The sequence below is a fragment of the Bradyrhizobium yuanmingense genome (genome assembly GCF_029167105.1).
GTDB classification, from domain to species: Bacteria; Pseudomonadota; Alphaproteobacteria; order Rhizobiales; family Xanthobacteraceae; genus Bradyrhizobium; species Bradyrhizobium yuanmingense_A.
Genome location: NZ_JARFML010000022.1, coordinates 133,184 through 144,405, shown reverse-complemented (window position 1 = coordinate 144,405; position 11,222 = coordinate 133,184). Strand labels below are relative to the sequence as shown.

At 64.2% G+C, this 11,222-nt stretch carries 10 protein-coding genes and 1 pseudogene; 6 read left to right on the top strand and 5 right to left on the bottom strand.

Features of this window, described 5'->3' with window-relative positions:
• From P0R31_RS26470 to P0R31_RS26460, 3 genes and pseudogenes are all read left to right on the top strand, one after another.
• Window positions 1-273: pseudogene (locus P0R31_RS26470) on the top strand (hypothetical protein); the annotation flags it as partial.
• Between the two features lie 175 nt (window positions 274-448).
• Entirely contained in the window at window positions 449-1,696 is a 1,248-nt protein-coding gene (locus tag P0R31_RS26465) for an FAD-dependent oxidoreductase (protein ID WP_275517275.1), read from the top strand.
• 279 nt (window positions 1,697-1,975) lie between these two features.
• Window positions 1,976-2,743, top strand: a complete 768-nt coding sequence (locus tag P0R31_RS26460) for an outer membrane protein (protein ID WP_275517274.1) — start codon at window positions 1,976-1,978, stop codon at window positions 2,741-2,743.
• A 103-nt stretch (window positions 2,744-2,846) separates the two neighbouring features.
• On the opposite strand, the gene P0R31_RS26455 is transcribed toward P0R31_RS26460, so the two are convergent.
• The 4 genes from P0R31_RS26455 to parE form a co-directional block, all read right to left on the bottom strand.
• Window positions 2,847-3,617, bottom strand: a complete 771-nt coding sequence (locus P0R31_RS26455) for an SDR family NAD(P)-dependent oxidoreductase (RefSeq protein WP_275517272.1) — start codon at window positions 3,615-3,617, stop codon at window positions 2,847-2,849.
• A gap of 21 nt (window positions 3,618-3,638) precedes the next feature.
• Window positions 3,639-3,824, bottom strand: a complete 186-nt coding sequence (locus P0R31_RS26450; RefSeq protein WP_036000069.1) for a hypothetical protein — start codon at window positions 3,822-3,824, stop codon at window positions 3,639-3,641.
• Window positions 3,825-4,013: 189 nt separating this feature from the next.
• On the bottom strand, window positions 4,014-4,796 hold the full coding sequence (locus P0R31_RS26445; protein WP_275517271.1) for an outer membrane protein: 783 nt from the start codon (window positions 4,794-4,796) through the stop codon (window positions 4,014-4,016).
• Between the two features lie 442 nt (window positions 4,797-5,238).
• Complete coding sequence (gene parE / locus P0R31_RS26440; protein ID WP_275517270.1) at window positions 5,239-7,281, bottom strand: DNA topoisomerase IV subunit B; 2,043 nt, start codon at window positions 7,279-7,281, stop codon at window positions 5,239-5,241.
• Window positions 7,282-7,554: 273 nt separating this feature from the next.
• Here parE and P0R31_RS26435 point away from each other — a divergent pair, with 273 nt between their 5' ends.
• Window positions 7,555-8,085, top strand: coding sequence for a DedA family protein (locus tag P0R31_RS26435; protein WP_275517269.1), 531 nt, complete (start codon window positions 7,555-7,557; stop codon window positions 8,083-8,085).
• A 39-nt stretch (window positions 8,086-8,124) separates the two neighbouring features.
• Here the strand turns inward: P0R31_RS26435 and P0R31_RS26430 are convergent, their stop codons facing one another.
• Window positions 8,125-9,126, bottom strand: a complete 1,002-nt coding sequence (locus tag P0R31_RS26430) for an MBL fold metallo-hydrolase (RefSeq protein WP_275517267.1) — start codon at window positions 9,124-9,126, stop codon at window positions 8,125-8,127.
• 391 nt (window positions 9,127-9,517) lie between these two features.
• Here P0R31_RS26430 and P0R31_RS26425 point away from each other — a divergent pair, with 391 nt between their 5' ends.
• A complete protein-coding gene (locus P0R31_RS26425) occupies window positions 9,518-10,183 on the top strand; it encodes an FMN-binding negative transcriptional regulator (protein ID WP_275517266.1) in 666 nt (221 codons plus the stop codon).
• Complete coding sequence (gene argC, locus P0R31_RS26420; RefSeq protein ID WP_275517265.1) at window positions 10,180-11,163, top strand: N-acetyl-gamma-glutamyl-phosphate reductase; 984 nt, start codon at window positions 10,180-10,182, stop codon at window positions 11,161-11,163. Before P0R31_RS26425 ends, argC begins: the two co-directional genes overlap by 4 nt.
• The last annotated feature ends 59 nt before the right edge of the window (window positions 11,164-11,222 follow it).

Here is an 11,222-nt window from a genome sequence, read left to right as displayed (position 1 = left end):
GCGGCCTCATCGGGTGCGGGAATGGGCACCTCGCCGAGCAGCGCCAATTCCGGGCCATCGGGCCCCTCCGGCATGGGGATCCGTGGCACGACGACGGGCGCCAACGCCAACACCAACACCGGTCCAATCAACCCCAACGTTCAAACCCCAACCGCCGCCGGCAAGACGCCGTCAGCAGCGCAGGCCGAGCGAAACATGGGTGTCGGCCATGCGCCCAATGGGCTGCCGATCGGCAGTCCGGGCAGCGGAACCAGCAACGAGGATCAGAAATAGTCTGGTCTTAGGCGAGGCCCGCGCCGTGCGGGCCTTTTGCTGTCGAGCGTTCATAGGCCGGCGCAAACCGACCTCCGCGGCTTTCGCCTGCAAATTGAGAAGGCCTTCGGTCTGAATCGCGCTAGTATCGACCGCAATATCCCGATCGATACTCACAGCGCGGATCGTGTCGGCAATGACCTCCGACCAACAACCTGCGCGGACCATGAAGGTCCGCTGCTGCATCGTCGGCGGGGGACCTGCCGGCATGATGCTCGGCTATCTCCTGGGACGCGCCGGCATCGACGTCGTGGTGCTAGAGAAGCATGCGGATTTCTTCCGCGACTTCCGCGGCGATACCGTGCATCCCTCGACGCTTGAAGTGATGGACGAGCTCGGCCTGATCGACGGCTTCCTGAAGCTGCCGCATCAGCGCCTGCAAAAGATGGACGGCCTGTTCGGCGGCACGCCGGTCCGCGTAGCCGATCTCAGCCGGCTCAAGTCCAAATACCCCTTCATCGCCTTCATGCCGCAATGGGATTTCTTGAATTTCCTGCGGGAGGCCGGCCGGCGCTTTGCCTCGCTCGAGGTGATGATGAACACCGAGGCGATCGATCTGATCCGCCGTGGCGAGACGATCGCCGGCGTGCGGGCGAAGACGCCCGACGGCATCATCGCCATCGAGGCCGATCTCACCATTGCCTGCGACGGCCGGCATTCGACGGTACGCGAGCGCGCCGGCCTTGGCGTCGAGGAGATCGGCGCGCCGATGGACGTGCTCTGGTTCCGCGCCGGCCGCAGGCCCGACGAGACCGAGAGCGTGTTCGCGCGGGTCGAGCCCGGCAAGATGATGATCACCTTCGACCGCGGCGATTATTGGCAATGCGCTTATGTCATCGCCAAGGGACAGTACAATGCGGTGAAGGCGAGAGGACTGTCGGCCCTGCTCGACGACGTCGTGCGCATGGCGCCGATCCTCCGCTCCGGCATCGCCGAGGTGAAGAGCTTCAACGACATCAAGCTGCTCACCGTCGCGATCAACCGCCTGACGCGCTGGACGAAGCCGGGCCTGTTGTGCATCGGCGACGCCGCGCATGCGATGTCGCCGATCGGCGGCGTCGGCGTCAATCTCGCCGTCCAGGATGCGGTTGCGACCGCGAACCTCCTGGCGGAGAAGCTGCAACATAGCTGCCCGTCCGAGCACGAGCTCGATGCCATCAGGCGCCGTCGCGAGTTCCCGGTGAAGATGACGCAACGCATGCAGGTGATCGTGCAGAACAACATCATCAGCGGCGCCTTGCAGGGCGGCGATCGGCCACTGAAGGTGCCGCTGGTCGTGCGTCTCATCACCGCGCTGCCATGGCTGCAGGGCATTCCCGCGCGCCTGCTTGCGCTCGGCGTGCGGCCCGAGCACGTGCATTCGCGCGCCGCACCGGAATCCTAAATGCGATGCGATTAGGATGAATCGTCATCGCGCTTTAGGTTATTGTTTGAGCATGATCTTTTCGGAAAACCGCTTCACACTTTTCCGGATCATGCTCTAGCGCAGGACTTCGGTAGGGATAACGCGGCGTGAATTCGCGCGCGATGCGTTGCACGCTTACAACATCGCCATCGGATTCACGGCGCGGTGCGGGCCCAACCGCCGCGTTAACCGTGTTGATTTCAATTTTAGTAAGAGCCTGATGTGACCGTGCGTCCATTCAAGGACACGGGGTGTACCATGCGTACTAAGTTGATTGCCGCCTTCGCCTGCACGACGGCTCTGGTTTCGACCGGAGCGGCCTCCGCCGCCGATCTCGGTGCGCGCTACACGAAGGCGCCCGCTTATGTCGAGCCGCTGTTCAACTGGACCGGCTTCTATGTCGGCGGCCATATCGGTGGCGCATGGACCAACCAGCAGTTCATCAACAACGGTACCGGCGCGGCGTTCGGCGATCTGCTGCCGGGAGAGGGCTATCGCCAGCGCAACGCGGGCGTCATGGGCGGCGCGCAGATCGGCTACAATTGGCAGGCCAACAATTACGTGTTCGGCGTGGAAGGCACGATCTCCGGCCTCGACAACCAGGGCACCGTCGTCAACAATGTGTTTGGCGCCGCGGACGACGTGTTCTCCTGGCGCACCAACGTGCTCGCCACCGTGGTCGGCCGCGCCGGCTTCGCCGTCCAGAACAACCTCTTCTACATCAAGGGCGGTTATGCCGGCGCGAACAACCGCCTCTCGGTCACCGACACCGTTGGTGTGGCGACGGGCTCGGGCGGACAAACCCATTGGGCCAACGGCTGGACCGTCGGCGCCGGCTGGGAATACGGCGTCACCCGCAACTGGATCGTCGGCCTCGAATACAATTACGCGGCCTTCGGCAGCCAGACCTATCAGCTCGGCGGCACCTCCGGAAACTACACCTTCGATGCCAAGCCGCGCGACATTCAGTGGGCCGTGGTGCGCGCGAGCTACAAGTTCGACGCACCGACCATCGCCCGCTACTGAGCACGTCGACGCAACGCGACCAACGATCAAGAAAAGCACTGCCTCAATTCAAAAGCCCCGGCCTTGTCCGGGGCTTCTTTTTTGCGTTGTCGGCAGGCGGGCCTCAGGCCATCACCGAGAATCCGCCGTCGACGGGAATCGCGGTGCCCGTGACGAAGTTCGATGCGGGCGATGCCAGGAACACGGCGATGCCGGCGAAGTCGTCGATGTCGCCCCAGCGCCCCGCAGGCGTGCGCGCCAGCACGCGCTCATGCAGCCCCGAGACCTGCTGCCGCGCGCCGCGGGTGAGATCGGTGTCGATCCAGCCCGGCAGGATGGCGTTGACCTGGATGTTGTCGGGCGCCCAGGCATTGGCGCAGGCGCGGGTGTACTGCACGATGCCGCCCTTGCTGGCTGCATAGGCGGTCGCGAAGCTCGCGCCGAAGATCGACATCATCGAGCCGATGTTGATCACCTTGCCGTTGCCGGACGCCTTCAGCGCCGGATAAGCGAGCTTCGAGCACACGAAGGCGCTGGTGAGGTTGGTGTCGATCACCTTGTTCCACTCGTCGAGCTCGAGCTCGTGCGGCGGCTTGCGGATGCTCATGCCGGCATTGTTGACGAGGACGTCGATGCGGCCGAGCTCTTTGACCACGCGGTCGATCATGGCGGCGACCGCCGCCTTGTCGGTCACGTCGGTGGCGACACTGATCGCCTTCACGCCGCGCTGCCTGAGATCGGCCACGGCGGCGGCTGATTTGGTTTCGTTGCGTCCGACCACGGCGATGTCGGCGCCCGCGTCGGCAAGGCCCCGGGCCATGCCGAGCCCGATGCCGCCATTGCCTCCCGTGACGATCGCGACCTTGCCGCGGAGATCGAACCGGCTGGATGTCATGCTTGTATTCCCTGGTTTCTTCTATTGGTTGCTCTGCCAGATCAGCACCAGCCCGAAGCCGGCCATGGCTGCGCCATAGCCGGCCCAGTGCAGCTGGTTGACCATGAAGCTCGATCGAGGCCACGGAACCGTGCCCGTGCCCTGTCCGATCCAGAGCAGCCCGAGAGCGGTTGCAAACAGGCCTGCCACCAGCAGAAATCTGCGCATGCCTTCCTCCCATCGGTCCGCTTCTGTCGCGCTCCACGGCATCAACGACTGCCGCGGCCACGAAAACTTGCCGACAGACTAGCCGTAGCTCTGGTACCGACACAACGGGCCGTGGCCGCAAGGACGCTAGGCCCAAAACGAAAAAGCCCCGGCGATGCCGGGGCTTTGACGCTTGATCGTGAGATCAGATCAGTACTTCGCGACGACCGGACCGGTCCAGTTGAAGCGGTAGACCAGCGAGGTCGAGATCGTCTGGTTCCAGCTGTTGGCGCGGACGCTGTTGATGGTGGGGACGTCGGTGCCATCAAACCGAATGGCCTCGGTCTTGGTATCGTAGAAAGCCGACCGATACTCAGTCTTCATGAACCAGCCGGGCGAGGTGATGCCGAAGATGTTCAGGCTATTCTCGACGCCGCCGCCGATGAACCAGCCGTGGCGGTCGTATCCGTTGAGATGGAGGCCGACCGGAGTGCCACCCAGCGTCGTGAAGTTGGTGCGGCCGAAGTGCGCGCCGGAGTAACCGCCATTGACGTAGGAGAGAACGTTCGGAGCGACCAGCCAGCCGAGGCGCACGCCCGCAGCCCAAGAGGTCTCCAGCTTCTGGTTGCCGGTGATGCCGATGGTCGGATCCTGGATGGTCGAACGGATGCTACCGAACTGAGCGTCACCGAAGATACCGGCGACCCAGGTGCCACTGAACTGCCAATCGTAACCGGCGCCAACCGTGCCGAACCAGCCGGAGCCGCCCTGGCGCTGCGTGATCGTCAGCGGCGTACCGGTACCCGTGTCGACAATGCTCTGGTCCGCATTGGAAAGGCCGCCGCCGCCGCCGCCGAAGATGTAGAAGCCGGTCCAGTTGGCGACGGGCGCCGGCATCGGGGCCTTCGCGTAGGGACGGGCGCCCAGGTCGGCAGCCGAGGCCGAGCCGGTCATCGCCGCGATCGCGGTCAGAGCGAGCAATGTCTTCTTCATTTTAAATCCCCAAACCTTGTCGGCGCGAGCGCACTGAAGTCCGTGTCATCTGATGCCTGAACTATAGACGGTTCTCGCCGAAATGCTGTTGCCGGACAGGCACAGTCGCCGGAAAACGCCGGTGCGGGGGTATTTTGCGGCAGTGTCGCCTAGATCTATAAAAACTGTTATACTTCAATGACTTGATAGAATTTTGGCGACTCGATTTTTAGTAAGGTTTCGTTAGCAAATTCGGTTTTGTCCGAAACGGAGGCGATCCTGCTCCCGGCGCAGCATCCGCTGAGTCGCTGGCCGAGTCGCCGCCAGACGAATCCGGGAAGCAACGAAGGTCCCGGCAGCACACAAGGCAAGCTGGTCCGGATCGGCGGCCGCTGCCTCAAGCACCACAGCCCCGGCTTTGGGCCGGGGCTGTGGTGGCGTGCGGGCCGGTTTGATTGCCGCCTCAAACGTCCAGCAGCTCGTCGCTGGCAAACTCGGCCTTGTCCGAGATGAAGGCAAAGCGCGCCTCGGCCTTTGTGCCCATCAGCCGCTCGACCGAATCCGCCGTGGTGTCGCGGTCGTCGGCCAGCAGCACCACCTTGAGCAGCGTCCGCTTGGCCGGGTCCATGGTGGTCTCCTTGAGCTGCGCCGGCATCATCTCACCGAGACCTTTGAAGCGGTTCACCTCGACCTTGGCGTTGGCGTTGAACGCGCTCTTGAGCAGCGCCTCCTTGTGGGCGTCGTCGCGGGCGTAGACCGACTTGGAGCCGTGGGTCAGCTTGTAGAGCGGCGGCACCGCGAGGAAGAGATGGCCTTCGTCGATCAGCCGCGGCATCTGGCGGTAGAAGAAGGTGATCAGGAGCGAGGCGATGTGGGCGCCGTCGACGTCGGCGTCGGTCATGATGATGATGCGCTGATAGCGCAGATCCTCCTCGCGATATTGCGCGAGCGTGCCGCAGCCGATCGCCTGCACGAGGTCGGAGAGCTGCGCATTCGCCGTCAGCTTGTCCTTGCCGGCGGAGGCGACGTTGAGGATCTTGCCGCGCAGCGGCAGCACGGCCTGGGTCTTGCGGTCGCGCGCCTGCTTGGCGCTGCCGCCGGCCGAGTCGCCCTCGACGATGAACAGCTCCGAGCCCTCGGTGCCGGCATCCGTGCAGTCGGCGAGCTTGCCGGGCAGGCGCAGCTTCTTGCCGGCGGTCTTGCGCGCGGTCTCCTTCTCCTGCCGTCGCCGCAGCCGCTCCTCGGCGCGGTCGATGACGAAGTCGAGCAGCCGGTTGGCCATGTTCGGATTGCCCGACAGCCAATGGTCGAACGGGTCCTTCATCGCCTGCTCGACGATGCGTTGCGCTTCGGCGGTGGCGAGGCGATCCTTGGTCTGGCCCTGGAATTCGGGCTCGCGCACGAACACTGACAGCATCACGGCGGCGCCCACCATCACGTCTTCCGAGGTGACTGAGGCGGCACGCTTGCCCTGGCCGACACGCTCGGCGTGATCCTTCAGGCCGCGCAGCAGCGCGCTGCGCAGGCCGGATTCGTGGGTGCCGCCGTCGGGCGTCGGCACGGTGTTGGTGTAGGAGGAAAGGAAGCCGTCGGCATCCGCGGTCCAGGCCACCGCCCATTCGCAGGCGCCGTGCGCGCCGTTGCGTCCCGACTTGCCGGAGAAGATGTCCGGATGCACCAGCGTGTCGGCGTGGATCGCGGCAGCGAGATAGTCCTTGAGGCCGCCCGGGAAGTGGAACGTCGCTTCCGCCGGTACGTCCTCGACGCCTTTGAGCAGTTCGGGCGCGCAGTTCCAGCGGATCTCGACGCCGCCGAACAGGTAGGCCTTCGAGCGCGTCATCTTGAACAGGCGCTGCGGCTTGAACGCGGCCTTCTGCCCGAAGATGTCGGTGTCGGGCTTGAAGCGCACGCGCGTGCCGCGGCGGTTGTTGACCTTGCCGAGGTCCTCGAGCTTGCCCTTGGGATGGCCGCGCTCGAAGGTCATACGGTAGAGCTTCTGGCTGCGCGCAACCTCGACCTCGAGACGCGAGGAGAGGGCGTTCACCACGGAGATGCCGACGCCATGCAGACCGCCCGAGGTCTCGTAGACCTTGCTGTCGAACTTGCCGCCCGAATGCAGCGTGCACATGATGACTTCGAGCGCCGACTTCTTCGGGAATTTCGGATGCGGATCGATCGGGATGCCGCGGCCGTTGTCGGTGACGGTCAGGAAACCGTCCGCACTCAGCTCGACTCCGATAAAGGTCGCGTGCCCGGCCAGCGCCTCGTCCATCGAGTTGTCGATGACTTCAGCGAACAGATGATGCAGCGCCTTCTCGTCGGTGCCGCCGATATACATCCCAGGCCGGCGCCGCACCGGTTCCAGCCCTTCGAGCACCTCGATGTCGGCGGCCGTGTAATCGGCTTCCCCGCCACTGCGGGGCGCCGCCTTGGTGGCGGCGCGGGGCTTCGGCTCGTCACCGCCGAAAAAATCGTCTTTTGCTTTTGGCTTCAACTGTTTGGACATATATCTTGATGCGTTTTGAGGGCTGCAGAGGCAGCGAATCGGTCAGGCCGACTATGCCACTTCTGACTGGGAAAGGTTATCGTAGGGCGGGTCGGGTGCTGTGGGTTGGGAGGCAATCCCGGCGATTTTACGCCGCAGCCTCGCCATTTCCCGGCAATTTGACGCTCCGGCCTGGTGATGTCGAGTTTTGTGACTTGATGTCACACAAGTCCTTGGCTTACCAGTCCTTTTCATCGAGCAGCACCTTGAGACGGGGCGGGAAGGCTATTTTGGATGGAGCAGTTTGCGCACGCCCTTACCGACTTCGTGCGCGTTCACCAGGCTTGGGCAGCGCCAATCGTGTTCCTGCTGGCCTTCGGAGAGTCGCTCGCCTTCATCTCGCTGCTGGTCCCTGCCTGGGGCGCGCTGGTGGCGATCGGTGCGCTGATCGGGGTCACCGGCATCAACTTCTTTCCGGTCTGGATTGCCGGCGCCCTCGGCGCGGCGCTGGGCGACTGGGTCTCCTATTGGTTCGGATACCGCTACAAGGAGAAGGTCGCCGAGATGTGGCCGCTCTCGCGCTATCCGGGGCTGCTCCCCAGAGGCGAGGCTTTCGTGCGCAGCTGGGGCATCCCCAGCATCTTCATTGGCCGCTTCTTCGGCCCGTTGCGCGCCTCCGTGCCGCTCGCGGCCGGCATCTTCGAGATGCCCTATTGGAGCTTCCAGGCCGCCAATTTCGTCTCGGCGCTGATCTGGTCGGCCGTGCTGCTGCTGTTCGGCGACGTGCTCGCCAAGATCATGGAATGGATCTGGCGGGTGATCTGACCGGGCAACCGTGCCGCCCGGTCAGGTGTCAGGCGAAGCCTACAGCGATGCGTTCCAGATCGCGGGGATCCAGCGATAGCCGGAGCCGTCCTTTTCCTTCTCGACCCGGACGAGACCGGGGAAGGCGGCGTGGAAGGCCTGGATCGGCATCTTCTCGGCAATCGCCATGTCGTAGAGCTTGCGGCGCGTCTGCTGGGCCAGCGGTTTGTCGACATCGGATGCGATGTTCCATTCGGGATGCTTCACGAACAGGAACGCTGCGCCCGCGGTGATGTCCACCTGCACCAGCACCTTCTCGGCGCCGGAGGCGACGATGAAGGAATTGTGGCCCGGCGTATGGCCGGGGCTCGCCACCGAGGTGATCCCGGGCGCGACTTCCTTGCCAGCCTCATATTGCGTGACCTTGCGGCCCAGGGCATCGAACACGCGGCGGATGTTCTTGAAATTGTTCTCGAGGATCGGATTGCCCATCCCCTTGCTCATCTCGCCGTCATCCATCCAGAACTTCCATTCCACCGCCGGAACCATGATCTCGGCATTGGGGAAGGCGGGCTTGTTCTCGGCCGCCAGCAGGCCGTTGATGTGGTCGCCATGGAAGTGGGAGATGATGACGGTGTCGACCGCCGCGCGGTCGATACCGGCGGCGGCGAGATTGTTCTGGAATTGGCCGACCTTGCCCTTCGTCTGGGTGAACTGGTCCGGACCGAGACCGGTGTCGATGACGACGAGCTTCGGTCCGGTGTTGACCACGACCGGGTTGAAGGTGTGGGTGACCTTGTCGGCCGGCAGGTGGTGCTCGGCGAACACTTTGTTGATGTCGTCCCTGCTGGCGCCGGCGGCGTAATTGTCGGTCAGATTGACGGTCGCAACGCCGTCGCAGACCACCGTGACCTGGTGGGTGCCGACATTGTAGCGATAGAAGCTCGCATTCTGCTTCTCCGCCAGCGGCGCGGCGGCGCTCGCGGGCGAAACCTTCACGAAAGGCAGGAGCGCCGATGCGGCGGCGCCGGCTAGCGTTGCGCGACGAGTAATCTCGGTCATGGTGATGTCCTGGGGGCTGGGTGCGAACGGCTCGGAACCGGCGTAGAGGTTGTATCCGCCGGTCGTTCTCGAAAACCCCCATTGTTAGTGGAAATTCCACGGCGGCCCGATGACATCTGTGCGTATCCTGCCGTCGCGCGTGCGGCATCCTGCCGTCCCACTGAACCGATTTGCTCTTGACCATGGAACCTGCTGGCCTTATAGCCGCGCGCCATGATCAACGCCGCGACCATCCTGTTCGCCCGTCGCCGCCGCCGCAGCTTAGCGGTTTGGGCGGTCGATCGCGTTTGAGATCATCGTCTTTGCCGCTGGACCCGATCCGCGGCATCCTCTCTCCTGTCAGCGCGATCTGATCCGGCGGCTCCCTTAGGAGGCCCAGCAGGAGACCACGATGTACACGCCACCGTTTTTCAAGCAGGACCGCGCCGCGAGCCTGAAATTCGCCGAGGAACGCGGCTTCGGCACGATGTGCGCCTTCGATGGCAGGAAGCCGATCGCCTCGCCGCTGCCGTTCTATTTGACCTATGCCGCAGATGGCACGCCGCAGGCCGCCTTTCATCTCGCCCGTCACAATCCGCTGCTAAGGCTGGCGGGCGGCGAGGCGTCGTGGCTGCTCGCGGTCAACGGCCCGGATGCCTATGTATCGCCGGACTGGTACGTCTCGCCGGATCAGGTTCCGACCTGGCTCTACCAGTCGGTGCATCTGAGCGGGCCGGCGCGGCTGTTGTCGGACGACGAGCTGGCCGTGCAGATCGACACGCTCAGCGCCAAGTTCGAGAGTTGGCTGCTGCCGAAAAAGCCTTGGACGTCGGCCAAGATGACGGCGGGTCGGCTGGAGACGATGAAGAAGGGGATCGTTGGGCTGGTCATGACCGTTGAGGAGGTCGAAGGCAGCTTCAAGCTGAACCAGCACAAGTCGGATGCCGACTATGCAGCGATCGCGAATGCGCTTGACGGCGGCGATGCCGATGCCAAGCGGATCTCACATTTGATGCGGCAGGCAAGGCCGCAGATTTTCGCAGACGACACGAACATTCTCGAAGGGAGCGCATCATGAGCCTCGCTGACACCACCAAAGCCCCGGCCACGAGCGCGAACAAGAAGCCGGCCACTGTCTTCGTCGACGGCGGTTCCGGCACCACCGGCCTCGGCATCAACGAGCGGCTGAAGCACCAGACCGACGTCGTCGTGAAGGCGATTCCCGACGACAAGCGCAAGGATCCCGCCGCCAAGAAGGCGCTGATGGAGGAAGTGGATCTCGTCATCCTCTGCCTTCCCGACGATGCCGCCAAGGAAACCGTTGCCCTGGTCGACGGCATGGGGGCTCACGCGCCGAAGGTGCTGGATGCCTCGACCGCCTACCGGGTCGCGCCGGACTGGGCTTACGGCTTTGCGGAGCTGACGCCGGACCAGGCCGGCAAGATCAAGGCGGCCAAGAAGGTCTCCAATCCCGGCTGCTATCCGACCGGCGCGATCGCGCTCTTGCGGCCGATCGTCGATGCCGGCCTGCTGCCGCCTGATTATCCCGTCACCGTCAACGCGGTGAGCGGCTATTCCGGCGGTGGCAAGTCGATGATCGCAAGCTTCGAGGACGGCAGTGCGCCGTCCTTCGAGCTCTACGGCCTCGGCTTCGAGCACAAGCATCTGCCGGAGATGCAGCTCTATTCGAACCTGACACGGCGGCCGATCTTCATTCCCTCGGTCGGCAACTACCGGCAGGGCATGCTGGTCTCGGTGCCGCTCCAGCTCGACACGCTGCCGGGCAAGCCTGGCGGCGCCGACCTGCAAGCCGCGATGGCAAAACGTTACGCCGGCTCGAAATACGTCAAGGTGATGCCGCTGCAGAACGAGGCGAGCAAGGGCGGCCGGCTCGAGCCGGAGGCGCTCAACGAGACCAACATGCTCGAGCTCTACGTCTTCGCCAGCGACAAATATCACCAGGCGCTGCTGGTCGCCCGGCTCGACAATCTCGGCAAGGGGGCATCCGGCGCAGCCGTGCAGAACATGCGGCTCATGTTGGGTCTCCCGGAGGAGTAGGGTTCTCGCGTCCCGGACGCAGCGCAGCGCCACTTGGCGGTGCGCTGCTGTGCCGGGGC